16 protein-coding genes and 2 rRNA genes are annotated in these 26,423 nt (G+C 56.6%); 7 read left to right on the forward strand and 11 right to left on the reverse strand.

Annotated elements, in window-relative coordinates; translation table 11 throughout:
- The first annotated feature begins 147 nt into the window (after nucleotides 1-147).
- Nucleotides 148-3,032 (forward strand): 23S ribosomal RNA (locus tag ORY85_RS09320).
- A gap of 120 nt (nucleotides 3,033-3,152) precedes the next feature.
- Nucleotides 3,153-3,265: ribosomal RNA gene (gene rrf / locus ORY85_RS09325) — 5S ribosomal RNA — on the forward strand.
- 195 nt (nucleotides 3,266-3,460) lie between these two features.
- Here the strand turns inward: rrf and ORY85_RS09330 are convergent.
- The 5 genes from ORY85_RS09330 to ORY85_RS09350 form a co-directional block, all read right to left on the reverse strand.
- Complete coding sequence (locus ORY85_RS09330) at nucleotides 3,461-4,159, reverse strand: M48 family metallopeptidase (protein WP_274570985.1); 699 nt, start codon at nucleotides 4,157-4,159, stop codon at nucleotides 3,461-3,463.
- Between the two features lie 4 nt (nucleotides 4,160-4,163).
- Nucleotides 4,164-4,964, reverse strand: coding sequence for a thiazole synthase (locus tag ORY85_RS09335; RefSeq protein WP_274570984.1), 801 nt, complete (start codon nucleotides 4,962-4,964; stop codon nucleotides 4,164-4,166).
- A gap of 8 nt (nucleotides 4,965-4,972) precedes the next feature.
- The gene (yciA, locus tag ORY85_RS09340; protein ID WP_274570982.1) at nucleotides 4,973-5,386 is read right to left on the reverse strand and encodes an acyl-CoA thioester hydrolase YciA; all 414 of its coding nucleotides are present in this window, start codon (nucleotides 5,384-5,386) and stop codon (nucleotides 4,973-4,975) included.
- A 9-nt stretch (nucleotides 5,387-5,395) separates the two neighbouring features.
- Nucleotides 5,396-5,590 carry a sulfur carrier protein ThiS gene (thiS, locus tag ORY85_RS09345; RefSeq protein ID WP_274571012.1) on the reverse strand — a complete coding sequence of 65 codons (195 nt, stop codon included), beginning with the start codon at nucleotides 5,588-5,590 and terminating at the stop codon, nucleotides 5,396-5,398.
- 84 nt (nucleotides 5,591-5,674) lie between these two features.
- Nucleotides 5,675-6,667, reverse strand: coding sequence for an aldose 1-epimerase (locus tag ORY85_RS09350; protein WP_274570981.1), 993 nt, complete (start codon nucleotides 6,665-6,667; stop codon nucleotides 5,675-5,677).
- Between the two features lie 34 nt (nucleotides 6,668-6,701).
- Between ORY85_RS09350 and ORY85_RS09355 the strand changes: the two genes are divergently transcribed.
- A complete protein-coding gene (locus ORY85_RS09355; protein WP_274570980.1) occupies nucleotides 6,702-7,751 on the forward strand; it encodes a metallophosphoesterase in 1,050 nt (349 codons plus the stop codon).
- 146 nt (nucleotides 7,752-7,897) lie between these two features.
- Entirely contained in the window at nucleotides 7,898-9,790 is a 1,893-nt protein-coding gene (gene dxs, locus ORY85_RS09360) for a 1-deoxy-D-xylulose-5-phosphate synthase (protein ID WP_274570979.1), read from the forward strand.
- On the opposite strand, the gene ORY85_RS09365 is transcribed toward dxs, so the two are convergent.
- The 6 genes from ORY85_RS09365 to ORY85_RS09390 form a co-directional block, all read right to left on the reverse strand.
- Nucleotides 9,687-16,037 carry a hypothetical protein gene (locus tag ORY85_RS09365; RefSeq protein ID WP_338578030.1) on the reverse strand — a complete coding sequence of 2,117 codons (6,351 nt, stop codon included), beginning with the start codon at nucleotides 16,035-16,037 and terminating at the stop codon, nucleotides 9,687-9,689. The genes dxs and ORY85_RS09365 overlap by 104 nt on opposite strands.
- A 449-nt stretch (nucleotides 16,038-16,486) precedes the next feature.
- Nucleotides 16,487-17,515 (reverse strand): type I glyceraldehyde-3-phosphate dehydrogenase, encoded by a 1,029-nt coding sequence (gap, locus tag ORY85_RS09370; RefSeq protein ID WP_274570978.1) that lies wholly within the window; start codon nucleotides 17,513-17,515, stop codon nucleotides 16,487-16,489.
- A 458-nt stretch (nucleotides 17,516-17,973) separates the two neighbouring features.
- On the reverse strand, nucleotides 17,974-18,657 hold the full coding sequence (locus tag ORY85_RS09375; protein WP_274570977.1) for a pseudouridine synthase: 684 nt from the start codon (nucleotides 18,655-18,657) through the stop codon (nucleotides 17,974-17,976).
- A 79-nt stretch (nucleotides 18,658-18,736) separates the two neighbouring features.
- Nucleotides 18,737-19,621, reverse strand: a complete 885-nt coding sequence (locus tag ORY85_RS09380) for an ABC transporter permease subunit (RefSeq protein ID WP_274570976.1) — start codon at nucleotides 19,619-19,621, stop codon at nucleotides 18,737-18,739.
- On the reverse strand, nucleotides 19,614-20,582 hold the full coding sequence (locus ORY85_RS09385; protein WP_274570975.1) for an ABC transporter permease subunit: 969 nt from the start codon (nucleotides 20,580-20,582) through the stop codon (nucleotides 19,614-19,616). Before ORY85_RS09385 ends, ORY85_RS09380 begins: the two co-directional genes overlap by 8 nt.
- Before the next feature lie 15 nt (nucleotides 20,583-20,597).
- Nucleotides 20,598-21,716 carry an ABC transporter ATP-binding protein gene (locus ORY85_RS09390; protein ID WP_274570974.1) on the reverse strand — a complete coding sequence of 373 codons (1,119 nt, stop codon included), beginning with the start codon at nucleotides 21,714-21,716 and terminating at the stop codon, nucleotides 20,598-20,600.
- Between the two features lie 639 nt (nucleotides 21,717-22,355).
- Here ORY85_RS09390 and ORY85_RS09395 point away from each other — a divergent pair.
- From ORY85_RS09395 to ORY85_RS09405, 3 genes are all read left to right on the forward strand, one after another.
- A complete protein-coding gene (locus tag ORY85_RS09395; RefSeq protein ID WP_274570973.1) occupies nucleotides 22,356-23,717 on the forward strand; it encodes a dihydroorotase family protein in 1,362 nt (453 codons plus the stop codon).
- Between the two features lie 19 nt (nucleotides 23,718-23,736).
- The gene (locus tag ORY85_RS09400) at nucleotides 23,737-24,990 is read left to right on the forward strand and encodes a Zn-dependent hydrolase (RefSeq protein WP_274570972.1); all 1,254 of its coding nucleotides are present in this window, start codon (nucleotides 23,737-23,739) and stop codon (nucleotides 24,988-24,990) included.
- A gap of 323 nt (nucleotides 24,991-25,313) precedes the next feature.
- Nucleotides 25,314-26,408, forward strand: a complete 1,095-nt coding sequence (locus ORY85_RS09405) for a DUF917 domain-containing protein (RefSeq protein WP_274570971.1) — start codon at nucleotides 25,314-25,316, stop codon at nucleotides 26,406-26,408.
- The last annotated feature ends 15 nt before the right edge of the window (nucleotides 26,409-26,423 follow it).

Genomic DNA, 26,423 nt, shown 5'->3' on the forward strand with positions numbered 1-26,423 from the left:
GTGATGATTGTATCAAGTAGTTTGTGGAAGACAAAAGGCACAAACTACTCACAACAAAGCAGTAAGCTTTATCAGAGTAGAGAATTTAAGTTTTACCGGGTAGTCAACGCCGGGTAAGGCGAAGTCGAAAGGTTCTTCAAATGATAGAGTCAAGTGAATAAGTGCATCAGGTGGATGCCTTGGCGATGATAGGCGACGAAGGACGTGTAAGCCTGCGAAAAGCATCGGGGAGCTGGCAATAGAGCTATGATCCGGTGATATCCGAATGGGGAAACCCACACAGCAATGTGTATCCTGGTCTGAATCCATAGGACTAGCGAAGCGAACCCGGAGAACTGAACCATCTAAGTACCCGGAGGAAAAGAAATCAACCGAGATTCCGCAAGTAGTGGCGAGCGAAAGCGGAGGAGCCTGTATACGATAGCGCTTGAAATAGAAGAACGAGTTGGAAAGCTCGGCCATAGTGGGTGACAGCCCCGTATTCGAAATTTCAAGCGTGGTACTGAGTATACGAGAAGTAGGGCGGGACACGAGAAATCCTGTCTGAAGATGGGGGGACCATCCTCCAAGGCTAAATACTCATCATCGACCGATAGTGAACCAGTACCGTGAGGGAAAGGCGAAAAGAACCCCGGGAGGGGAGTGAAACAGAACCTGAAACCTGATGCATACAAACAGTGGGAGCGGACTTGTTCCGTGACTGCGTACCTTTTGTATAATGGGTCAACGACTTACATTCAGTAGCGAGCTTAACCGGATAGGGGAGGCGTAGGGAAACCGAGTCTTAATAGGGCGGATAGTTGCTGGGTGTAGACCCGAAACCGAGTGATCTATCCATGGCCAGGATGAAGGTGCGGTAACACGCACTGGAGGTCCGAACCCACGCATGTTGCAAAATGCGGGGATGAGCTGTGGATAGGGGTGAAAGGCTAAACAAACTCGGAGATAGCTGGTTCTCCCCGAAAACTATTTAGGTAGTGCCTCGAGTAAGAGACTGATGGGGGTAAAGCACTGTTATGGCTAGGGGGTCATTGCGACTTACCAACCCATGGCAAACTAAGAATACCATCAAGTTGTTCCTCGGGAGACAGACATCGGGTGCTAACGTCCGGTGTCGAGAGGGAAACAACCCAGACCGCCAGCTAAGGTCCCAAATGACAGATTAAGTGGTAAACGAAGTGGGAAGGCCCAGACAGCCAGGATGTTGGCTTAGAAGCAGCCATCATTTAAAGAAAGCGTAATAGCTCACTGGTCGAGTCGTCCTGCGCGGAAGATGTAACGGGGCTCAAATCTGTAACCGAAGCTGCGGATACCGTAAGGTATGGTAGGGGAGCGTTCTGTAGGCCGTAGAAGGTGCATTGAGAAGTGTGCTGGAGGTATCAGAAGTGCGAATGTTGACATGAGTAGCGATAAAGCGGGTGAAAAGCCCGCTCGCCGAAAGCCCAAGGTTTCCTACGCAACGTTCATCGGCGTAGGGTGAGTCGGCCCCTAAGGCGAGGCAGAAATGCGTAGTCGATGGGAAACGGGTTAATATTCCCGTACTTTGATTCAATGCGATGTGGGGACGGAGAAGGTTAGGTTGGCAGACTGTTGGAATAGTCTGTTTAAGCCGGTAGGTGGAAGACTTAGGCAAATCCGGGTCTTCATAACACCGAGAAGTGACGACGAGTGTCCACGGACACGAAGCAACCGATACCACGCTTCCAGGAAAAGCCGCTAAGCTTCAGTTGAATCAGAACCGTACCGCAAACCGACACAGGTGGGCAGGATGAGAATTCTAAGGCGCTTGAGAGAACTCGGGAGAAGGAACTCGGCAAATTGATACCGTAACTTCGGGAGAAGGTATGCCCTTTGACGTTAAGCCCTTGCGGTGTAAGCGTTGGAGGGTCGCAGAGAATCGGTGGCTGCGACTGTTTATTAAAAACACAGCACTCTGCTAACACGAAAGTGGACGTATAGGGTGTGACGCCTGCCCGGTGCTGGAAGGTTAATTGAAGATGTGAGAGCATCGGATCGAAGCCCCAGTAAACGGCGGCCGTAACTATAACGGTCCTAAGGTAGCGAAATTCCTTGTCGGGTAAGTTCCGACCCGCACGAATGGCGTAACGATGGCCACACTGTCTCCTCCCGAGACTCAGCGAAGTTGAAATGGTTGTGAAGATGCAATCTCCCCGCTGCTAGACGGAAAGACCCCGTGAACCTTTACTGTAGCTTTGCATTGGACTTTGAAGTCACTTGTGTAGGATAGGTGGGAGGCTTTGAAGCAGAGACGCCAGTTTCTGTGGAGCCGTCCTTGAAATACCACCCTGGTGGCTTTGAGGTTCTAACCCAGGTCCGTGATCCGGATCGGGGACCGTGCATGGTAGGCAGTTTGACTGGGGCGGTCTCCTCCCAAAGCGTAACGGAGGAGTTCGAAGGTTACCTAGGTCCGGTCGGAAATCGGACTGATAGTGCAATGGCAAAAGGTAGCTTAACTGCGAGACCGACAAGTCGAGCAGGTGCGAAAGCAGGACATAGTGATCCGGTGGTTCTGAATGGAAGGGCCATCGCTCAACGGATAAAAGGTACTCCGGGGATAACAGGCTGATTCCGCCCAAGAGTCCATATCGACGGCGGAGTTTGGCACCTCGATGTCGGCTCATCACATCCTGGGGCTGTAGTCGGTCCCAAGGGTATGGCTGTTCGCCATTTAAAGTGGTACGTGAGCTGGGTTTAAAACGTCGTGAGACAGTTTGGTCCCTATCTGCAGTGGGCGTTGGAAGTTTGACGGGGGCTGCTCCTAGTACGAGAGGACCGGAGTGGACGAACCTCTGGTGTACCGGTTGTGACGCCAGTCGCATCGCCGGGTAGCTAAGTTCGGAAGAGATAAGCGCTGAAAGCATCTAAGCGCGAAACTCGCCTGAAGATGAGACTTCCCTGAGGGTTTAACCCTCCTGAAGGGTCGTTGTAGACCACAACGTTGATAGGTCGGGTGTGGAAGCGCGGCAACGCGTGCAGCTAACCGATACTAATTGCCCGTGAGGCTTGACTCTATCATTTGAAGCACTTTGATGCTCAAAGATTAAGCTTACTGATGAAATACTTCATCACCAGTTGATTAAACAATAAATAAACGCAACAGCGTAACGGCTTTCCGGTTTGTACAGTTTATGTCTGGCGGCCATAGCGGTTTGGTCCCACGCCTTCCCATCCCGAACAGGACCGTGAAACGAACCAGCGCCGATGATAGTGTGGATGCCCATGTGAAAGTAGGTCACCGCCAGACACCAATTCAGAACCCCTGCACAATGTGCGGGGGTTTGCTTTTATGTGCTGCTTTATGGCGGCTTGCCCGGAAAATGAAATGGCAGACCGGGGAATGGGGGAGGGGGAGTAGGTCGGATACGGGTATCCGGCACGGTGCTGAATATCTTTCGATTCTCAAATATCAATCACCCCGTGTCGGATTCAAGAATCCGACCTACCAAGTAATATTTAAGGCCGGTTGGGGCAGAAACAGAAAACGGCCCTGCCGGCGAAGCCAGGCCTTTGCTGTTTCTCTATGCGGGGTGTGGCGGGTTACTTCCGTCCAGAACTGTGCGCTGTGGTTCGCATGGAGCAGATGGCACAGTTCGTGGATGCAGACATAGTCGCTCACCCATTCGGGTGCGCCGATCAGCCGCCAGTTGAGTTTGATGCCGCTCGGGCGGCAGACGCCCCAAAAGGTGCTTGCGCGGCTTAGTGAAATGCTTGCGGGATACAGGTCGAGTGTGCGGGCGTGGCGGTTCAGCTGCGGCAGTAGGACGGCCTCTGCCTGACGATATAAATGCTGTGTTAGGGCTGTCTGTCGGCTTGGGTAATCGGTTTCGGGCAGGTAAACGGCATCTCCGGTGATGCGGACATCGGGGGCGGCGTGTGTATGCAGCGGCAGTTTGCGGCCGAGATAGTAGATTTCAGACGGCCGCTCTTGGGGCGACGGGGTGCGGGACAAGACTTGGCGCAATGCGGATTCGTTGGCGTGCAGCCAGCGCAGGAGGGCAGGGTGCGACAGATGGGGCGGGTGGCTGATACGCAGGCTGCGGGTATCGTTGGGGCGCAGAATGATGTGCTTTCTGGCGCGCTGCGACAGCAGCAGGGTGATGGAGAGGCCGTCTGAAAAGGTGTAGGGCAACTGCTTCATGTGTTTATTCGGTGTATCCGCTGCTGTGCCAGAACGGTTGGCCGACGGTAGGGGTGCTGGCGCGTGCTTGGGCGCAGGCGGCAACCGGTGCCGACAGGTAGGCGCGCCGCCCGCTGTCGACCGCTTGGGTAAAGGAAACAGACATGTTGACGGGGTCGCCGCTGCGTGCAACGGCGGTATTGATCAATACGCCGTCATAACCCCATTCCATCACTTGTGCGGCCTGCGAAGGAAGGCCGAGGCCGGCATCAATAATCAGCGGTGTGTCGGGCAGCCGTTCCCGCAAAACGCGCAAAGCGTATTCATGCACCACCCCTAAGCCTGTGCCGATGGGGGCGGCCCACGGCATCAGGGCTTCGCAGCCGGCATCGAGCAGACGGCGGCAGGCAATCAAATCCTCTGTGCAGTAGGGCAGCACTTTAAAACCGTCGCGGATCAGGATGCCGGCTGCTTCAACCAGCTGGAAAACATCGGGCTGCAAAGTGCTGTCATCGCCGATGAGTTCCAGTTTAATCCATTCGGTTTCAAATACTTCGCGTGCCATGTGGGCGGTGGCGACGGCCTCCTGAACACTCAGGCAGCCTGCTGTGTTGGGCAGGATCGGCCGTCCCATGGCCTGCAACAATTGCCAGAATTCCCGGCCGTCTGCTTCGCGGACGGCACCGGCGCGGCGCAGGGAAACCGTTATCATCGCCGGCTTCGCGGCATCCACCGCCCCGCGCAGAATGTCGGGCGACGGGTAGGCTGCGGTGCCCAGCAGCAGGCGGGAGGGGAAAGTTTGAGCGTAGAGGGTTAAATCGGACATGATGACTCTTAACGGTTGGGCAGCAGAGGATTGCCGGTTTTCGGTATCGGACGCGGGCGGCCTTCGGTATCGATAGCGACATAGGTGAAGACGGCATGGGTAACGCGGAAGCGTTCCTGCGGCTGGTCGCGGCCGATGCGTTTGACCCATACTTCCACCTGGATTTGCAGCGAACTGTTTCCAACGGACAGGCATTCGCCGTAGCAGCAGACGACATCGCCCACTTTGACCGGCAACAGGAAAGACATTTTTTCCACAGAGGCGGTAACAATGCGCCCCTGCGCGATTTCGTAAGCCAGAATGCCGCCGCCGATGTCCATCTGCGACATTATCCAGCCGCCGAAAATATCGCCGTTGGGGTTGGTGTCGCCCGGCATCGCCATGGTGCGCAGCAGCATCTGGCCTTTGGGTTGCTGTGTCATGATATCTCCTTATCCGCCGACTACGGGGCGGACGATTTCGACCGCATCACCGTTTTGCAGCCGCGTTTCGGTGTAGGCGGTTTTGGGAACGAAAGCGGTATTCAGGGCAACGGCAAACGGCTGCTGCGGTTCGGTTTGGGCGATTAAATCGGCCAGCGTGCCGCCGCAAAAGGTTGTGGTTTGGCCGTTGAGCGTGATGCTGATCATAGTATCTATATCTAAGGGTTGAGGCCGTCTGAAACAGGCAGCGGGCGGTGCCGTTTTTTCGGAAACGCAGGGTGTCGGTTTTCAGACGGCCTTTTGATTGTCGGTACGCACGGACGGGCGGTAGCGCAGACAGAAGCGGCGGGTTTCGCCTGCTGCCAGCGTGTACAGCCCGATGCCGTTGTTGAAACAGTCCGGCGCGCCGCTGAGATTTTCCAGTGCGATGCAGTCGCGCTCGGGCGGAATATAAATTTGCAGCAGCGGGTAGTTTTCTTCGGCATCAACTGCCAGTTCCAGCCGCCGGCTGCGCAATACGGCGGCGGCATATCCGCGATCGGGCAGAAAACTGTTGTCCAGACCGATACCGGCCAGCGGCTGCGGCGTCAGGAAACGGGTATCGGTTTCTTCTCCGCCGGTGGGCAGCAAAGCGGCATCGAATACCAGTTTGCGGCTGCCCGCCAATTGCAGCGTCCATTCATCCAGCACGCCGTCCAGACGGAAATAGGGATGCCAGCCGTCGGCCAGCGGCAGGGGCGTGCTGCCGGTATTTTCGGCGGCGGTGTGCACGTGCAGGCCGTCTGAACGCAGCGTGTAGCGCACGGTCAGGCGGTAGGGGAAAGGATAACCGGGCAGGCTGCCGCGATAATCGTAAGCCAGTTCGCACCAGGCGGATTGACCGTCGGCACCTTCGGCAATCAGGCTGAACGGCGCATCGTACAGCAGGCCGTGTATGGCGTGGCCGTCGAGCCGGTGTTTGCCGGTTTCGAAACTGCGCCCCTGAAAGGTGTAACGCCCCTGATTCAGACGGCAGACAAACGGGCTGAGTTTCGCGCTGCGAAAACCCTGTGTGATGCGTTCGGCCGCATCCTGCGCGTGGTCGAACGCCGCAACGAAATTGTGGCTGCCGCCTTCGGGCAGACGGATTTCCAGACGGTTGAGCAGTGCGCCGAACGGCAGGATTTCCGCCCTCAGCGCGCTGCTGTGCAAAATGATGCCGTCTGAACGGCTTTCGGTTTGGAACATGGCGCGTATCGTGGTAAAAACGTAATCATAATGTATCAGGCGGCGGTGTGCCATGCCTGAGGCCGGAAAAATTCAGGAGCAGAAATAAATGACTTATCAGGCAGTACAGACCCTGCCGCCGGGCGCGTGGGACATTATCGGCGATGTGCACGGCGAATGGGCGGCATTGTGCACCCTGCTCGGGCATTTGGGTTATGCGGCCGACGGCAGCCACCCGCAGGGGCGGCGGTTGGTATTTGTCGGCGATTTGTGCGACCGCGGCCCCGACAGTCCGGCCGTGCTGGCGTGGTTCAAGCAGGCTTACGATGCGGGGCGCGCGCTGATGGTGCTCGGCAATCATGAGCTTAATTTGCTGGTGGACGATGCGAAAGACGGCTCGGGCTGGTTTTTCGACCGGCGCGCCGAACGCGACAGCGCGCTGTATGCGCCGTGGGTGCGGGCGGAGCGGGCGGAAAAAGCCGTGCTGGCGGATTGGCTGGCGCAAATGCCGTTGGTGTTGCAGCGTGGTGATTTGCGCATTGTCCATGCCGCCTGGCTGCCCGAACAGATTGCGCGTTTGGAAACGCATACGGGCGGTTTGGCGGCGCGTTACCGGACGTGGGACGAAGCAGTGGTGCAGGCACTGGAAGGGGCGCCGTGGTATGCCGATTATATGCGCGAGCAGCGGCAGTATGGCCGCGAAATCGAAGACCCCGACCGCCTGCCGCCGCCGATGCCCGCCACGGCACAATTTGAGTTGGCACGCAGCCGTCTGCATCCGATACGCGCGCTGACGAGCGGGGTGGAACAAATCGTTGCGCGGCCGTTTTTTGCGGCCGGACGCTGGCGTTTTACCGGCCGCTGCCGGTGGTGGGCGGACTATGACGGTGAAGCCGCCGTGGTAATCGGCCATTATTGGCGGCATTGGTATCCGAAACGGGACGACGGGCGGGAAGTGCTGTTTCCCGAAGCGAATAACGCTTGGCTGGGCAGGGCGGGCAAAGTATTTTGCGTGGATTATTCGGTGGGCGCGCGTTGGCGCGACCGCCAATCGGGGCTGCCGCCGGAGCGGTCGGCTTTTCGGCTGGCCGCTCTGCGCTGGCCGGAGCGTACGCTGATGTTTGACGACGGCAGTCAGGCACCGACGGTGAAAGTTTGACCCGACTTTGCACAGAATCGTCTGACGGCAGGCGTATCCTTGCTATAATCCGCCTGAACCATTTCTATTGATAAAAGGCCGTCTGAAAACCGCTGTCGGCCGCAGCCCGCATGATTCAGACGGCCGTAAAAACGACTATGACAACCATGAGCCAAACCCCTCTGTTAGACACCGTCAGCCTGCCGCAAGACCTGCGGCGGCTGGATTTATCGGAGCTGCCGCAGCTGGCGGCCGAACTGCGCACTTTCCTGCTGGAAAGCGTGCCGCGTACCGGCGGCCATTTCGCCAGCAATCTGGGGGCGGTCGAGCTGACCGTGGCACTGCATTATGTTTACCATACGCCGCAAGACCATTTGGTATGGGACGTAGGCCATCAGAGTTATCCGCACAAAATCCTGACCGGCCGCCGAAACCGCATGGATACCATGCGCCAATACGGCGGCTTGGCGGGCTTTCCCAAACGGGGCGAAAGCGAATACGACGATTTCGGCGTAGGGCACTCGTCCACATCCATCGGTGCCGCGCTGGGCATGGCGGTGGCCGACAAACTGGCCGGGTGTGACAGCCGCAGCGTGGCCGTGATCGGCGACGGTGCGATGACGGCCGGACAGGCGTTTGAGGCATTGAATTGTGCGGGCGATATGGACATCGACCTGCTGGTGGTGCTGAACGACAACGAAATGTCGATTTCGCCCAATGTCGGCGCGCTGCCCAAATATCTGGCGCGCAATGTGGTGCGCGATATGCACGGCCTGCTGTCCACGATTAAGGCGCAGTCGAGCAAGGTGCTGGACAAATTGCCCGGTGCGCTGGAAATCGCACAAAAAGTCGAACATAAAATCAAAACGTTGGCAGATGAGGGCGAACACATCAAGCAGTCGCTGTCGCTGTTTGAGAATTTCGGTTTTCACTATACGGGGCCGGTGGACGGGCATAATGTCGAAGATTTGGTCAAAGTGCTGCGTGATTTGCGCGGGCGCAAAGGGCCGCAGCTGCTGCACGTGATTACCAAAAAAGGGCAGGGCTACAAGTTGGCGGAAAACGATCCGGTGAAGTATCACGCCATCGGCAAAACCCCGTCCGCGCTGTTGAAGGAAAAACCTGCTGCCGCGCCCAAACCCACGTACACCGATATTTTCGGCCGCTGGCTGACGGATCAGGCTCAGGCGGATACGCGCCTGGTGGCGATCACGCCCGCCATGCGCGAGGGCAGCGGTTTGGTGGCGTTTGAGCAGGCGTTTCCCGAGCGGTATTTCGATGTCGGCATCGCCGAGCAGCATGCGGTAACTTTTGCTGCCGGTTTGGCCTGTGAGGGCATGAAGCCTGTGGTGGCGATTTATTCCACGTTCTTGCAGCGCGGTTACGACCAGCTTGTGCACGATGTCGCCTTGCAGAATCTGCCGGTGATGTTTGCGGTGGACCGTGCGGGCATTGTCGGTGCAGACGGCCCCACCCATGCGGGGATTTACGATTTGAGCTATCTGCGCTGTGTGCCGAATCTGGTGATTGCCGCGCCCAGCGACGAGCGCGAAAGCCGTCTGCTGCTGTCCACCTGTTACGCGCTGGATAAACCGAGTGTGGTGCGCTATCCGCGCGGCAGCGGCAGCGGCGCGGCGGCAGGCAGCGATTTGGCGGTCGTGCCGGTAGGTAAAGGCGTGGTGCGGCGCGAAGGGCGGCGGGTGGCGGTGCTGGCGTTCGGCAGCATGGTCGCGCCCGCATCGGCGGCAGCGGAAAGTGGGGATTACACTGTGGCCGATATGCGGTTTGTCAAACCATTGGACGAAGAGCTGATTGTCCGTTTGGCCGGGAGCCATGATTATCTGGTGTGCGCCGAAGAAAACGCGGTGATGGGCGGAGCGGGTAGCGCGGTACTGGAAGTGCTGGCCGCGCGCGGTATTGCCAAACCCGTACTGCTGGCGGGGATTCCCGATGTCGTTACCGGACATGGCGATCCGGCCAAATTGCTGGATGATTTGGGTTTGAGCGCGGCGGCGTTGCAGCAGCGGATTGCCGGATGGCTGGCCGAACGGGCGGATTGACAGCCGTATGGCCTGAACAAAGTTCAAACGCGGCAGTTAAGGCCGTCTGAAAACAGGTAAAGCGGGTTTCAGACGGCCTTACGGTTGGGATTCGGGCGGTTGTGCCGGATTCGGGAATCCGGCCTACTGACTGCGCCGACATCCAGTAGCCCACCAGCTTTTTCAGTTCCATCAGAGAATGCTTCGGATTTTTCTTCTTCATCGCCGCCAGCGAACGGTTGAACGGTTGCAGATACAGCCGGTCGAAACGTTCATTCTCCGCATCACGCATAGACGCGCCACGGCGATACGACTGCTCAAGCATCTGGCGTTCCTGCTCATCAGCCGCAAAATAAGGCAAATCATCAGCCCAACGTTTCAGCTGAATCTGCGCATCTTCCACTGCCTCAATCACTTTGTCCTTCATCGATACCACGCGGTCTTTCAGACGGCCTGCGGCCGCTTTCTCCATTTGGAAGCTGCGGAACATATCAGCCAAAACGGAATCCGGAAGCTGCCATTCGCCCGTCTCGGCAAAAGCGCGCACTTCCTCCGGTGTCTGCATCGATTGGCTGAACAGAATATCGGGCGAATCCCCCGCTTCCTCTTGCAATATCTGCAACAGACGTTTATCATCAATTTTCAAAGGCGATTTGCTTTCGAAACTTGGATTTGTTATCCCTGCGGTAGAAAGTAAGTTGCCTTTTTCAATGTTTGTCAGCTTGTGGTCGTAATAACGCTCCCCATTATCGCCGACAGCAACAGTTGCACGAACGGTATAATCCGTTCCGCCAATATCTAAGCCCGCAACATAATATTCATAGCTTTCTACATCGGGATTAACTGCTGTATCCTCATTTAAAGCCCTATCAATATAAATTCCTTTTTCAATAATCTGAGGAATCGCAGCAACACTTTGTAACTGTCCGATATTCTTATAGTCGTGCTGTAAGACTTCTTTCAAGCCGCTCAGGCTTAAATTAATCTCCCGCCCCGTATCCCGATTGACATAAGTTCCCCGCAAACGCTTGCCGTATTCCAGCGCATTGCGCTTATAGCGGCGCAGGTCCGCATCGGCCTCAATCTCCCTGCCCGAAATCCGCACAGGCTCCGCAGCGCGCAGCTTCTCGAAACTTTCCGCCTTCGGACGCAGCAAGGCCGAATCCGCCCCTTCGCTCAGGCTGAAACGCATATCCGGATTATCCGCATCAACAGCACCGGGCTTGTAATTCAGATAGCGGCGTAATATACTGGCTACATCTCCTGAATTCAGTTTCCCGCGCGGCTCGGATACTCCGGTATCAGCGGCGGAATCACCGTCTAATCCGGTAAGAGCTGTATTCAGGAGATTGTCTTTGGTAATCACGCTGTGCAGATACATACGCTGCGTATTCATATCTTTCCGAACCAATACCGTAACAATATCGTCTTTCCCATCAATCTCAACAGGCGCACTGATAAAATAGCTCGTCAGCCGGTCATGTTCGGTCTCTGCCACCACCACACCTTTTTCAATGACTGTCGGCACTGCTTCAAACGCCATCGCCTTATTTGGATTGATGCCGTGAGCCAATGAATCTTTAACTGATTTTGCCGTCAGCCGCACTTCCCCGATTTCAGGGTTAACCGCTTTCCCGCCTGCCTGATTGAAGAGGTTAACCGCCCATTGGCGCAAAGCCTTGTTCTCACGCGGCGCGGTACGCTCCGTAATACGGTAAACAGGTTCGCCCTGCAAGAATGCCGCCTTACGTGCAAACCCGGCATCGGCAGGTGCCTGACTGAAACGCATACCGTCTTGCGCCTTATCTTTTGCAATCCCCGATTTGGCAGCGCGTTCGTCATACAGTACCTGATACTCCGCCTCTTTTTCGGCGATCAGGCGGCTTAAATAATTGCGGTTTGATACTTCCGCTTCGCTGTCCCCTGTCTGCCAGGACAACATTTCGCGGTAACGACGGATGCTTTCCTTTATCTCCTTCATCGCTTTGGTGTCCCGAACCACCGGCTTTGACGGCGCTTTGCTTTTCGGGGCGGCTTTCTCCATACCGCTGTCTTTATCCAAGATATTCTGTACATACTTGGGTACTTTCAGGCCGAACATCTCCCCCGCAAACGCTACCGCTTCAACCCAGCTGCCGTCGGTGTAGTATTTCGCATCTTTGCCCCGGGCGTTTTTCTCCCTGCCCTTGCGGGGAAAAACATCGAACATATCGTAAAACGGTCTGTGATGTGCCGGCAGGGCATGGTCGGAAACGCGGATTTTCAAATACAGGCCTTTGTCGTTATCGGACAGTTCGATATATTCCGAATCGCTCGCGCGTGACGAATCGCGATAAACGGTCAGCTCTCCCGGATAGGCAGCCGCCATCTTCTTCAAAGCGCGCTCTACTTTGTCCGCATCGTCGCTGTAGATGCTCATCAGCGCATCATCAGACAGTCCGTCCGTATCCCGTGTCTCTGCCGCCGTATCCGCCGACACATCACGGTGCAGATCGTCCAGCAGGGATACCAGCTGCGCATCGCCCGTATCGCGCCCGAACACCCGCGATACAAAGGCGCGCAGTTTCTCCCATACGTTTTGCAGTATGCTGTCGGTACGGCGGCGCAGCATCTGCGGCATCATCACGCCGTAGCGCGCTTCCAGTGCTTCCCATTCCCCCGTGCGTTTGGCCGCATACAGCTCCACCGCTGCTTCTTCCAGTGCAATGTCGCGCCTGTTCTTGGCCGGGTCGCCGTCGGGGCGTTGTGCCTGTATGCTGTCGGCCAGCTGCGCGATAATGCTGTGTTTGTCCAAACGGCGGAGTTCGGCTCGGTAGTCGCGGAATTCCCCGCGCGCAAAGCCCCGGTGTCCCAGTTCGTGCCATGCCACAAAGGCCGCCCGCTCCGGTGCCAGGTTCTCGGCAAAGAGATAAACCCGTCCCGCAGCCGCATCAAATGCCCCGTCATAACGGTTGGACAGTATGCGCTCTGCCGATGCGGGGATTTCCCGCTTCACATCGGTTACCAGAGTAACCCGCCCGGCCAGACGGCCTAAGGCTTCGTCCAGCTTGGCCTGATATGCCCCCTTGTCCTGTGCGCGGTTTTGCGGTATATTTTTTTCTGTATTGGAAACAGCTCCCACATCTTGACGCGTAAGTGTAGGCTTGGTGTGCGTAGCATTATCGGTATCGACGCTGCCTGCCGGTTCTGCACCTGTTTCATACAGCTCAAAGGCCGTAACCATCCATGCGTTACTGCCTTTGTTTTTTACCAGCCCTGCGCGGTAGCCGTCATAATCAATCTGCACACTTACTGATTTTCCGTCATGCCGCTCCCATCGGTTAACTACTGTACCTCTCGCAATAGCTTCTACAATATTGTCCGTCAGCATACGCACCGTTTCGCCGTAAGACATTCCGTCTTTGCGTTGGCGCGCTTCCAGAATATGCGACAGGCCTTTGCCTACCGGCTCGCCCTTTTTGTTCAGCGGACGGGTCGTGCCGTCATCACCCCAGACAAAATCCACCCAGCCCAAATCCTGACGGAACATCGCCCGCTTCACATCGGCTTTCTCCGTCAGCGCACGGTTCATCGCCTCACGCCCGCGCCGGATATTCGCCTCAACCGACTTCATCGCGCTTTGGCTGAACAGGCCGTCTGATTCCGCCCCTGCTTCCGTTACGCCTGCCGGTTCATCTTCCGCAACGCCGCCTCCATCGCCCGCGCCATCTCGGGATTGTTCTGCAGGTTGTAAATCAGCCGCAGCAGTGCCGCCTGATTGCGTTCCGTACTGTTCAAAGCCTCCTGTTGCTGCCGTATCGCTGCGTTGCGCTTCTCTTCCTGTGTCTGCCTGCCCATCTATCACTCCTTTCAGTAACTGTTCCCGTGCCGGTATCTCTGCCCCGCCGAACATATCCGCTTCGTTCGGATTGCCCAAGGCGCGTACCGCTTCGTAGTAGTTTTGAATCAGTTCGCGGATTTTCTTCGCGCTTCTGCTGTTCTCTTCCATAAACTGCAGCAGCATTTCGACAACGGGGCTTTGCCGCTCCCGCTCCAAGTCCTGCTGTGCCAGAAAGTCGGATACACTGCCGCCGTTGCGTCGGATTTGTTCCAGCAGGTCGGCCGCCGCCATCAAATCGGTCGCGATGTCCCTGTCATAGATGCTGCCGTATGCCATACCGTCGGACGGGGCAGCATCGTTGCGTGCCTGTGCGATGGTGTTGGCCGACTGGACAAGGGCGCGGTTGATGTTCCTCCTGCCGCCGTCGGCGGTTTCCACTGCGCGGGCAAGGGTGGGGCTGTCGCCGTATGCGCCGTACAGCAGCGCGTTTTCAATCCGCTGCAAACCCTGCTGCGAAATATACCCGTCTGCCGTCTGAACGGCATTGCGCTGATTCTGCGGCAGATTGCCGACAAAATGCGCTACGGCCTTGCGGCTGGCGGCCTGATTCAGCGTGCCGTCGTCGTTAAAGGCGAACAGCTCCACCGGCGGCAGCCGCTCAAAGTCGGCCTTGGCCTGCTCCAACGCACTCATCGCCATACTGCCGCCCTCGTTTGAGGCTATGGCGGCCTGTTTGATGTCCACGTCGTTGACCAGGCGGCGCACCAATACGGGCGTATCAAACTGCGCCACCGCTTCCGGGGCAATGCCGAAACGCGCCGCATCGGCAGTCAGGTCGCGGCGGTAATTTTCTGCCGTTCCCTGTCCGTAGGCCTGTTTGACGGCGGCTATGCGCCCGTTGCCGCCAATCACGGTTTTACCGTCGTTGGCCAATGTGGGCGCGCCGCTGTCCATTTCGGGCGCATCGTTCAGACGGCGGTAATTCAGATTGCGCGCAATCTCGTCAATCTGCACCTGCCCCGCCTGACGGTTGCGGTCGCGGTATTGGTTGTCGGCTTTGCTGACGGCGGCCGCCATATCGGAAGCCTCGCGCAACTCCCATACCACAGGTTCGGTTCTGCCGCCTACAATGACATCATGCGCATTGCCCCGTACAATCCGCCCCGTATCGGTCGTGGCAGCCGCCGCCCGTTCGCGGGCAGTATCCGCAGGGCGGCCTGCGGGCGAATCAACGGGAGCGGTGTTCCGGCGCACGACTTCCGCTTCGGGCAGCACTTCCGCCCCGCTCACAGGCAGTTTCGACTCTGCGGCCGACAACGATTCCGATAACAGACGGTCGGCTGCATCGGCGCGGGCATTTTGCCCGCTTCCCGTATCCCGTGCTTCATTGTTGTGCCGTCCCAGATAAGCGGCCAGACCACCTGTGCCTACACCGGCCACCGCACCCTGCACACCGGATAGCAGCGCATCTTCAAAATAACCCTTATCCGGATTAACCGACTGCACCATCGAATTGGACAACACCGTCTGCGCGGCTTCGTCCGTCCCCTCCGACAGCATTTCCGCACCGATACGGCCGAGCGAACCCTTGGCAGCCTTACCCACCGCGCCCAGACCGAAACGCTCAAGGATTGCGCCGCTTGCCCCGCTCAATGCCAATTCGGGCAGATGCTCCGCGATATTGGTACCGACAATATTTTTCGCCGCCGCCTCACTCATACCCTGCTGCCGCAGCAAACGGTACTGCTCATTATTGCGCATCAAATCCGCATCGGCTTGCGCCAAGGTTTCTTCGTACAGAGTGCCGCGCGCCCCGCCGATACCCTGCGCGGCACCCACACCCATTGCCAGCGGAACAGCCGCCGCCAGAGATGCCCCGCCGGTAAACGGGGCGGCAGCAAGGCCGCCTGCAATAATAGCCGCCCCGGGAGCAACAGAAGCTCCCAGCTGCACGCCTTGCCGTACCGGATTGCGGGCAAAATTTCCCAGCCATGCGGAAACCTTGCCAAACTCCCCGTCCGCTTCGGCCATACGCTTATCGGCCTGATAATCGTCAAACCGCTGCTGCTCCGACAACTTGGCCAAATGAGCCGCCGCCGATTTGCGGTTATTGACCGCCCTCTCCGAAGACGGGTCATACAAATCCATAAACGGCTGCTGCATCTGGTCAATACCCGCCAATGCAATATTCCCCCAGTCGGACAGGGTTTCCCCCACCGTCCTGTTCGGGCGTTCCACCTTTACCGTTTCACGGGCAATATCCGCTGCGGCCTTACCGTACATCTGCTCCAGCTTCGGCAGCGCATCATCTAAAACCTTCTGCCTGCCGACCGCGTCCATACCCGCCGTAAACTGCCCGAACTCATCACCGAACTGACGGGCAATGCTCTCAGGCGTCCGAAAATTATTAACCCATTGTGCTGCCTGTTCGCGGCTGATTTTTGCCATACACACTCCATAAAAAAAGCCGCCCGATATTCAGGCGGCATAAAAACACCGATACACCAGACCGGCGGCATCAGAGAGCCTCCGGCGGTTAATGCGCCGTATCCGGACAGGCGCAGCCGGTGGCGGGCGCACTGTCCGAACGGTTGGCCAGATAGCCGGATACATTCCCCTCACAGTCGGCCACTTCCACCGTCCGGCCTTTCCCCGCCGTCGGATAAACATACCCGTATACCTTGCCGCCGCAGTTAGTAGGCCGGATACTCCGTATCCGACACACCACGCTGCGACCGGCTCTGCATTTTGTCGGATTCGAGAATCCGGCCCACACGGTACTGTTTGGTAAACGGCGTCAGGCAGTCGGTTTGATGGACAATATGAAGGCCGTCTGAAAACGCATATGCACGTTTTCAGACGGCCTTTTATAGTCGGTGATGCGCCGTCGGGCGGTTTTATCGGAACGGGGTAACGTCCATTTTGAACATGGCGCGGGCGGTGTTGAGCATCTGGCAGCTGAACCCCCATTCGTTGTCATACCATGAGAAGACTTTCACCATATTGCCGGCGGTTACTTTGGTCAGCGTGGCATCGAAGTTGCTGGCCTGGCTGGTGTGGTTGAAATCCATGGACACCAAAGGCAGGCTGTTGTAGCCCAGAATGCCTTTGAGCCCGCCTTCGGCGGCGGTTTTCAGCAGCTGGTTGACTTCTTCCACCGTGGTGTCGCGCGCGGCTTCGAAGCTCAAATCGACCAGTGAAACATTGACGGTCGGTACACGGATGGCCAGGCCGTCGAGTTTGCCGTTCAATTCGGGCAGGACGATGCCCACGGCTTTGGCCGCACCGGTTTTGGTGGGAATCATATTGACCACGCCGGAGCGGGCGCGGCGCAAATCTTTGTGGCGCACGTCGGTAACGGTTTGGTCGTTGGTCAATGCGTGAATGGTGGTCATCGAACCTTTGACGATGCCCAAGCCTTCGTGCAGAACTTTGGCCAGCGGTGCCAGACAGTTGGTGGTGCAGGAAGCGTTGGAGATGACGGTCATGTCATCGTTGATAATGTGGTGGTTGACACCGTAAACAATGGTGGCATCGACATCCGATTCGCCGGGCGCGGAAATCAGCACTTTTTTCGCACCGGCTTCCAAGTGGGCCTGAGCTTTGGATTTGCTCGTAAATGCACCGGTGCATTCCATGACCAAATCGACTTCGAGGTCGCGCCACGGCAGCTCGGCCGGGTTGCGGGTGGAAAAAAAGGGGATTTTTTTGCCGTTGATAATCAAATGGTTGGCATCGTGTTCAACATCGGCGGCAAAGCGGCCGTGAATGGTGTCGAATTTGGTCAGGTGGGCATTGGTTTCCAGGCTGCCGCTGGCATTGACGGCCACGATTTCCAGCTGGTTTTCGAGGCGGTAGTCATAAATGGCGCGCAATACTTGGCGGCCGATGCGGCCGTAGCCGTTGATGGCAATTTTGATGCCCATGAGAACAGTTCCTTTGTGTTGGCAGGTGGGAAAAATCTGCGCGGATTATAGCAAATTGTAGTCTGATGTAGTCAAGTTGGTGTGTCTGCCTCAACCAGAAAAAGTGCCCGCCAGGCGGGCACGGGCACAACGGTTAGCTCCGCAGAAACCCGCTGTGCCCGTTTTCAGACGGCCTGAGCGGGAGTTCTGCGGAGCTAAAATGGGCAAGGTGAATTTCTGATTCGCAAAAACGGCACACCATGCTGTTTCTGCGGAACCAAAACGGGCACAGCGGATGAAGGCGTAAAAACGGGAAAAGCGGCTTTCTGTAAATTACAAACCGGAGCATTCGGCGGCATGACAGCGGATGCCAGCAGAGCAGGCGCTTGGCAGCCGAAGCTGCGGGCAGAACGGAGATTCTGCCGTTGTAGCGGGCGGTGCGGCAGTCGGTGGTGTCCGAAAAAAACGGAGCAGCCGCGTCAGGGGGTAAAAAACGTCCAGCCGCCCGCAGGCAGATGGTCGGCCTGCCAACCGCCGAAATCGAGCCGGTGCAGCTGTTCGACACGGTTGCCTGCTGCGGCGACCATGCGTTTGACCTGGTGGTAACGGCCTTCGGTGATGGTCAGTATCAGGGTGTGTCTGTCGGCCAATTCGGCGGCCGCAGCAGCGACGGTTTCGTTGTCGTCGTGCAGCAGGACACCTGCGCACAGCGTGTCGCACAGGCTGCTGCCGGCCGGGTGCTTCAGGGTGGCGCGGTAGCGTTTGGCGACTTTGTGTTTGGGCGAAGTCAGGCGGTGGTTGAACTGTCCGTCGTTGGTCATCAGCAGGACACCGGTGGTGTCGGCATCGAGGCGGCCGACGGCCTGCATATCGATGTTGCGCATATGGTCGGGAAACAGGCTGAATACGCTGGGGTAGTCGCGCGGCTTGTGGGAAGTTTCGTAACCGGCGGGTTTGTTGAGCAGAATGTAGAAATACGGCTGGGGGACGACGGTAAACGCTTCGCCGTCGATCCGCAGTTCGTGTACGCTGTCGGGTGCGATTTCGGCGCGGGCGTGGCCGACCGTTTGGCCGTTGATGGAGACAAGGCCCCGGTCTATCAGCCATTGGCAGGTTTTTCGGCTGCCCAGCCCTTGGGCTTGCAGGTATTTGATGAGTTGCATGGCGGTTTGAGACGGTTGTCGGATAGAAAACAGGCCATCTGAAATGCGGTTTGCCTGTTTCAGACGGCCTGTGGTGTGTTTAGTGTGCCTGTTCCAATGTTAGTTTTTCCTGACGTTCGGCTTCGGCGGTTTCGCGTTCGCGGCGGGTAATCTGGCGCATCATGTACCAGTTGCCCGCAATAACGAGCGTGCCGACCACAGCGATAAAGATGGTGGCCAGTACGTTCATCTGTGGATCCAGCCCCAGCTTGATTTTCGAGAAGATGACCTGCGGCAGGGTGGAGGAACCCGGGCCGGACAGGAAAGAGGTAATCACCAAATCGTCAAGCGAGAGCGTGATGCCCAACAGGAAACCCGATGCAATCGCCGGTGCCACCAGCGGCAGGGTGATGACAAAGAAGATTTTCAGCGGCCGCGCGCCCAAATCCATGGCGGCTTCTTCCAGCGACTGATCCAGCTCGGCGAGGCGGGCGCGGATAATCACGGTGATGTAGGCCATGCACAGCGTGGTGTGGCCGAGGAAAATCGTGAAGAAACCGCGGTTGAGCCAGTCGCTGCTGCCCAAAATGCCCTGCATCAGGGATTGGACTTGGATAATCAGCAGCAGCATGGACAGGCCGGTAATCACGTCGGGCATCACCATCGGGGCGGATACCATACCGGCAAACAGCGTGCTGCCGCGGAAGCGTTTGATGCGCGCCAGGGCATAACCCGCCAGTGTGCCGAGAATGACGGCGGCAAACGACGAAACCACGGCGATGCGCAGCGAGAGCCACGCCGCTTCGAGGATTTGGTCGTTTTCCAGCAGTTTGGCGTACCAATGGGTCGAGAAACCGCCCCACACCGTTACCAGTTTGGATTCGTTAAACGAATAAATCACCAGCACAATCAGCGGCAGATAGAGAAAGGCCAGGCCCAAAAACAGCATCAATTTGAGAAACCAGGACATTTTCTGTTTAGCCATGTCTGCCTCCTTCCATTTCGCGGTTTTCGAGACGGTGGAACAATGCGATCGGCAGCACCAGCAGCAATACCATCACCACGGCAAGTGCCGAGGCCAGCGGCCAGTTGTTTTGGTCGAAAAACGCCATCCACAGGGTTTTGCCGATCATCAGGTTGTCGGGGCCGCCCACCAGATCGGGAATCACAAATTCGCCCACGGCGGGAATGAAAACCAGCATCGATCCGGCAATGATGCCGGTTTTCGACAGGGGCAGCGTGATGGTGAAAAAGGCTTTGACCGGCCCCGCCCCCAAGTCGGATGCGGCTTCGAGCAGGCGGTCGTCCAGCTTAATCAGCTGGGTGTAGAGCGGCAGAATCATAAACGGCAGGTAGGCGTACACCATCACCAGATTGAGCGAGAAACTGTTGTAAAACAGATCCAGCGGTTCGCTGATGATGCCGTATTTCATCAACAGGTTGTTGATGATGCCGGTTTGGCTGAGCAGCCCCATCCAGGCGTAAACGCGCAGCAGGAACGAGGTCCAGAACGGCAGCATGATGGCCAGCAGCAGGCCGTTGCGGTATTCGGGTTTGGCGCGCGAAATGGCGTAGGCCATCGGGTAGCCCAAGAGCAGGCAGATCAGGGTGGTACTGAACGCGGTTTTGATCGACGACCAGTACGTGCGCAGGTAAATGCTGCTGTCGCCGCTGCCGCCCAGCCCCAGCATCTGGCCGAGGGTATTCCAGAAATTGTAGAAAATTTCTTTGTAATTCTGCGTTACCATATGCAGGGTCTGCCGGCCGGTCTGCGGGTCGGTAACGAACAGGTCGGTGTATGGCGGAATACGGATTTCCTGCTCGGCGAAGCTGATTTTCAGCACGATGAAAAACGGTACCAGAAACAGCAGCAGCAGCCAGATGTAGGGGATACCGATAACCAGCCTGCGTCCCGGGCGCAGGCGGCGTTTGGCGTTGATGGACATTTTCAGACGGCCTCCTTAGCGTGTGAGCGGGGTCGGCTGGTTTTCCGGCCAGTCCAGATACACTTCTTCGTCCCAGGTCGGCGGCGTGAGGTTGCGCACATACCAATAAGGTGCCGGCACCTGGCTCTTGATGATGCGGCCGTTTTCCATCTGCACGTGGTAAATGGCAAAACTACCCAGATAGGCGATTTCCTTCACAATGCCCCGTGCCCAGTTGTGGGTTTCGCGGTGGGCGGGTTTTTCTTTGTGCAGGTCGATGTCTTCGGGGCGGATACTCACCCAAATCGTTTGGCCGACACCGCCGTCGAAACGCTGGTCGGTATAGACTTTGGCGGGCAGCTCGGGACAGTCGATGAGTGCGTGGCCGTCGTCTTTGTGTACGACGGTTCCCTCGAAAATATTGGTTTCGCCGATAAATTCGGCGGTAAAGCGGCTGTTGGGGAAATCATACACATCGCTGGGCGACCCGACCTGTTTGAGCTGGCCGTCGGACATAATCGCCACGCGGTCGGCCATGGTCATCGCCTCTTCCTGATCGTGGGTCACCATCATGCAGGTAACGCCTACATTTTCCAGCGTGTTCACCAATTCCAGCTGTGTCTGCTGGCGCAGCTTTTTATCCAGCGCGCCCAAAGGTTCGTCCAACAGCAGCAGCTTGGGGCGTTTGGCCAGCGAGCGCGCCAGAGCCACACGCTGCTGCTGGCCGCCGGAGAGCTGGTGCGGCTTGCGTTTGGCAAATTTCACCATCTGCACCAGCCGCAGCATTTCCTCCACGCGCGCGCTGATTTCGCCGGCGGGGATTTTGTCCTGTTTGAGGCCGAAAGCGATATTTTGTTCCACCGTCATGTGCGGGAACAGCGCATAACTCTGGAACATCATATTAATCGGGCGGTCGTACGGCAGCAGGCGGGTAATGTCCTGACCGTCGAGAATAATACTGCCCTCGCTGGGCGTTTCCATACCGGCGAGCATACGCAGCAGCGTGGATTTGCCGCTGCCCGAACTGCCCAGCAGGGCGAAAATTTCGTGGCGGTAGATATCGAGGTCGATGTGATCGACAGCATAATTATCACCAAATTTTTTAACCAAGCCCTTGATTTGCAGATAGGGTTGGGCGGTAGATTCTGTGGTCATGACAGGCTCCAGAAAGTCGTTACCGGCTAAAACGGATCGGGGGTGAAAATAAAGCTGTTGGATTGACTGCGGCCACCGGCGGCGGGCAGGCGTTCGCCCAGCAGGAAATTTTTACTGAAAACTATCAATTATATACTTTATTTGAACTCGAAGGCAACGTGGCGGATGTTATGTAAGCTAATGGACGTGGCGTAAAGTGGTGTTATGTGGAATTTTCTGAATCTGGTGGGATGCGTTACAGAGTGTATTTAAGTTGTTAAAGGATATGGTTAAGGGATTTATTGTTCGATAAAACAAATTCTTGCGTATGAAAATAAGTATTATTCAATTGGTGCGGGATGCGGAAAATATTTGGATACGGTGTATTCAGGGTAGGAATGCAGCCGATGACATGTCTTAACTTTTTGAACAGGTGTGGCGAAAGATTTTTGAATATTTTTTATTGAGGGAATGAAATGGTTACTAAAAAAGAAACGGGTTTCAGAACAATGTATGGTTAGAATTTGACAAGTTTATTTCCAATAAGTTAATTTGTTTTAAAATTTTTCGGTAAATTACCTTTTGGTGGGGACGTTTCCCTCAGTTGAAGGTAAGGAGCTTGGATGGTGCGGGATTTATGGTTCAGAAAGGGGGGGATAAGTGAGTGTGCAGTTTGATCAGTTGGTGCTGGGGCATATCGTATCGGCATGTAGGGAAATACCTAATGGCTACGTGGCGGTTTCCGGAGGCAAAGTTGCCCGGGTGGGTGCTGTGGAGGTGGATATGCCGGCCGCTGCGGCCGTCCACGACTTTTCAGGCAGCTATATTTTTCCGGCTGCCATTGATGCGCAAGTCCATTCGCGCAGTCAGGCCGGGCAGGAGGATTTTATTTGGTCGACCCATTCTGCCGCTGCCGGCGGTGTCGGTACGATTGTGGATATGCCTTACGATGCCGGCCGTCTGATCTGTTCGGCTGAACGGTTTGAATTGAAAAAGACGGAAGCGCAGGCGCAGGCAAGGGTGGATTTTGCTTTGTACGGTACGGTTCATCCGGCAGAAGGGGCTGCCAGAATTGCCGAAATCGCCAAAGCCGGCGCCATCGGTTTCAAGTTTTCCACTTTCGGCACCGACCCGGAGCGGTTCCCGCGCATTCCGCCGCACATGATGCATGAGTGTATGAGTGAGGTGGCGAAAACGGGGTTGGTGGCAGGTGTGCACAATGAAGACGATGAAACGGTCAAGGCCTTGATTGAGACGTTTAAGCAGCGCGGGGAAACCGGCTACCGCGCCCATTCCCAATCGCGTCCGATTTATGCGGAAAACCTGGCCGTCAATCAGATTTACGAATTGGGTGCGGATACGGGCTGCCGTGCCCATGTGGTGCATTGTTCCAACCGGCGCGGCTATGAAATCTGCAATGCTTACCGGCGTCAGGGTTTTGATGCGACGATTGAAGCCTGTCTGCATTATTTGATTCTGAGCGAGGAAGACGATGTATCGCGTTTGGGCGGGCGGGCGAAGGTCAATCCGCCGATTCGCGGCAGGGCAGAGCGCGAAGGTTTGTGGCAGCACCTAGCGGCCGGTTCGGTTACGGTGGTTTCAACCGACCATGTCAGCTGGTCGTTGGACCGTAAAAACCACGACGATATTTTTGCCAATGCTTCGGGTGCGACCGGTCTCGCGCTGCTGCTGCCTTTGATGGTGGACGGCGCACTCAGACGCGGTGTTCCGCTGACGCGTATCGCGCAGGTGCTGGCCTACAATCCGGCACGCCTGTTCAATATCCAGCATCAAAAAGGTGCGTTGGAAATCGGGCGTGATGCGGATTTGGCTGTGGTGCGCAAAGCGCCTTATGTTTACGATGCCAAGCGGGGCGGCTATAACTTTGTCGATTGGAGCCCGTATGACGGCTTGACAATCGATTATCAGGTCAGTGCAACCATGGTGCGCGGCGAATGGGTGTTTTCAGACGGCAAAGTGCTGGCTCAGCCGGGATTCGGCCGTTTTGTCTGTCCGCTTTGATATGGCATAAAGGATAAATATGCAATTTATTGACAATAAAAGATATTGGCAGCAGTTGATGACGCTCGGTGAGATAACTGATCCCGAGCGTCCCTATATGCGTCGCTCGTTTACCGACCTGTTTGTGCAAGGACGGGATTGGCTGGCCGAACAGATGCGTGCTGCGGGTTTGACGGTTTTTGTTGACGAGGCAGGTAATTTAATCGGCCGGAGGGCAGGTAAGCATCCGGGTTCGGGTTGCATCATGATGGGATCGCACAGCGATTCGGTGCCGTCGGGCGGCCGTTTTGACGGCATTGCCGGTGTGATTGCCGCTTTGGAGTGTGTGCAGGCATTAAACACGCACGGCATCGAATTGGAACATGATTTGGAAATTGTCGATTTTCTGGCCGAAGAACCCAGCGAATGGGGGATTTCCTGTGTCGGCAGCCGCGGCATTTCGGGTTTTCTGGACAAACAGTTACTGGCTGCCGCCCATCCCAAGAGCGGAGAAACTTTGGCGGCAGCGGTCGGACGGATGGGCGGGCAGCCTGAAAACCTGAAAGTCCGCAAGGATATTAAGGCTTTCTTGGAGCTGCATATCGAGCAGGGAGCCGTTTTGGAGCGGGACGGCATCCATATCGGCGTGGTCAGCGGCATTGTCGGCATCTTGCGTTTGAATATTGTGTTACAGGGGCAGGCGGCACATGCGGGAACTTCGCCGATGGATTTCCGGCGCGATACTTTGGCGGCGGCGGCGGTTTTGATTTCAGAAGCAGAGCGGCTGGCAAACGGACTTTCTGCCAGACAGCAAGGCTATTTTGTTGCTACATGCGGCGAAATCCACAACAAACCCAATGCCAGCAATGTGGTTTCGGGGCAGACGCAGATTGTGCTGGATATCCGCTCCGACAATCGGGTGCTGATGGATGAATTTCAAGCTGAACTGCATCAATTTGCCGAAAACATGACACGGCAGCGCAATCTCTGTTTGTCGGTTTTTGAGCGGGTAACGGATACCTATCCCATGCAGTGTGATGAACGCTTGATGCAGTTGATTGAGGCATCGGCCGGTGAAGCAGGCATCAGTTATCGGCGTATGCCGAGCGGGGCGGGGCATGATGCGGCCTTTATCGGCAAAATAGCGCCTGCCGCCATGATTTTTGTACCCAGTGTCGAGGGTAAAAGCCATTGCCCTGATGAGTGGACGCACGAAGAGGATTTGAGCCGGGGCGTAGAAGTTTTGATGCGGACCCTGCTGAAAACAGACCTGCTGTTGACGCAGTCGGCATAGTGGTCCGCAAGACTGCCTGTTTGGCGCGGGTATGGACAGCCGGGTCGTCTGAAACGCTGCCGGGGCTTGTATGGTTATTACTTTTTAATGAGAACACTTTGGGCAATGCCTTGGGGTGGCCGGGTAGGAAATTGGCAGAGATTTTTGATTCTTATCCGACTATGTTTCCGTACAGTGTTTCTGTACGGCCTGTTGTGGCGATTTCCCGGTGTCCGGCCTGCCGATTCTGCGGCCGGCGGTATCCGATTGGAGCGGATGGACGGGAGGCAGCCTGAAATACCGTTTGTCCGCAGCAATGAATCATTCTGCAAAGGAAATTTGATATGAAAAAAATATTGACATTGGAAGATGTCGAGTTCGCCATCAAGGGCGGATCAGTATATGCCTGCGGCGGTGGCGGCTGGGTGGAGCACGGACGGGAGCTCGGTACGCTGGCCGTTACCATCGGCCGCCCCGAACTGGTTACCATGGACGAAATCGGCGATGACGAATGGATCGCGACCGCAGCGGCCATCGGTGCACCCGGCGGGCTGACCGAGTGGGAAATGCTGGGTATGGATTATGTGAAAGCCGTTTCCCTGCTGCAAGATGCGCTCGGCGAAAAACTCTACGGTTTGATGATCGGTCAAAACGGTATGTCTTCCACTTTGAATGCCTGGCTGCCCGGTGCGGTTTTGGGAACGAAAGTGGTGGATGCCGTCGGCGATATCCGCGCCCACCCCACCGGCGATATGGGCTCTATCGGTATGGCGGATTCGCCGGAGCCGATGATTCAGACGGCCGCAGGCGGCAACCGCGCAAAAAACCAATATATCGAGCTGGTTACCCGTGGGGCAACGGCCAAAGTATCGCCGGTTTTGCGCAAAGCCTCAGATATGTCGGGCGGCTTTATCGCCAGCTGCCGCAATCCGCTGCGGGCATCCTACGTCCGCCGACATGCCGCTTTGGGCGGCATCTCGCGTGCCTTGGCACTCGGACAGGCGATTTGTGCTGCCGAAAAATCGGGGAAAAGTGTTCTGGACGCGATTTGCCATACCACCGGCGGCCAGATTATCGCCTCGGGTAAGGTTACGGCCAATACCTTGAAATACACCAACGAGGCTTTTGATGTCGGCGTCATCGAATTAGGCGAAGGCAGCGGTGCCGTACGCATCCATGTGATGAACGAACACATGGCGGTGGAAAATGCCCACGGCGAGCGCATAGCAACCTACCCCGATGTGATTACGACCCTGACGCCGCAGGGGCAGCCGCTGAGCGCAGGAAAAGTGGCGGTCGGCATGGAAATTGTGGTGTTCCACATTGATAAATCGCTGCTGCCGCTGTCATCCAGCGTGATCGATCCCAGCGTGTATCCGCATGTGGAAAAAACTTTGGGTATCGATTTGGCAAGCTATGCGCTTAACCGTTCGGCATAATGGAAAGGAAACAGA

Origin of the sequence: Neisseria leonii (assembly GCF_028776105.2) — a bacterium.
Lineage (GTDB): Bacteria > Pseudomonadota > Gammaproteobacteria > Burkholderiales > Neisseriaceae > Neisseria > Neisseria leonii.

Coding starts and splice junctions, on each gene's coding strand:
- ORY85_RS09330 (WP_274570985.1), bottom strand. CDS start 4,159: ATGAAGCAGTTGCCCTACACCTTTTCAGACGGCCTCTCCATCACCCTG.
- ORY85_RS09335 (WP_274570984.1), bottom strand. CDS start 4,964: ATGTCCGATTTAACCCTCTACGCTCAAACTTTCCCCTCCCGCCTGCTG.
- yciA (WP_274570982.1), bottom strand. CDS start 5,386: ATGACACAGCAACCCAAAGGCCAGATGCTGCTGCGCACCATGGCGATG.
- ORY85_RS09350 (WP_274570981.1), bottom strand. CDS start 6,667: ATGGCACACCGCCGCCTGATACATTATGATTACGTTTTTACCACGATA.
- ORY85_RS09355 (WP_274570980.1), top strand. CDS start 6,702: ATGACTTATCAGGCAGTACAGACCCTGCCGCCGGGCGCGTGGGACATT.
- dxs (WP_274570979.1), top strand. CDS start 7,898: ATGAGCCAAACCCCTCTGTTAGACACCGTCAGCCTGCCGCAAGACCTG.
- ORY85_RS09365 (WP_338578030.1), bottom strand. CDS start 16,037: ATGGCAAAAATCAGCCGCGAACAGGCAGCACAATGGGTTAATAATTTT.
- gap (WP_274570978.1), bottom strand. CDS start 17,515: ATGGGCATCAAAATTGCCATCAACGGCTACGGCCGCATCGGCCGCCAA.
- ORY85_RS09375 (WP_274570977.1), bottom strand. CDS start 18,657: ATGCAACTCATCAAATACCTGCAAGCCCAAGGGCTGGGCAGCCGAAAA.
- ORY85_RS09380 (WP_274570976.1), bottom strand. CDS start 19,621: ATGGCTAAACAGAAAATGTCCTGGTTTCTCAAATTGATGCTGTTTTTG.
- ORY85_RS09385 (WP_274570975.1), bottom strand. CDS start 20,582: ATGTCCATCAACGCCAAACGCCGCCTGCGCCCGGGACGCAGGCTGGTT.
- ORY85_RS09390 (WP_274570974.1), bottom strand. CDS start 21,716: ATGACCACAGAATCTACCGCCCAACCCTATCTGCAAATCAAGGGCTTG.
- ORY85_RS09400 (WP_274570972.1), top strand. CDS start 23,737: ATGCAATTTATTGACAATAAAAGATATTGGCAGCAGTTGATGACGCTC.
- ORY85_RS09405 (WP_274570971.1), top strand. CDS start 25,314: ATGAAAAAAATATTGACATTGGAAGATGTCGAGTTCGCCATCAAGGGC.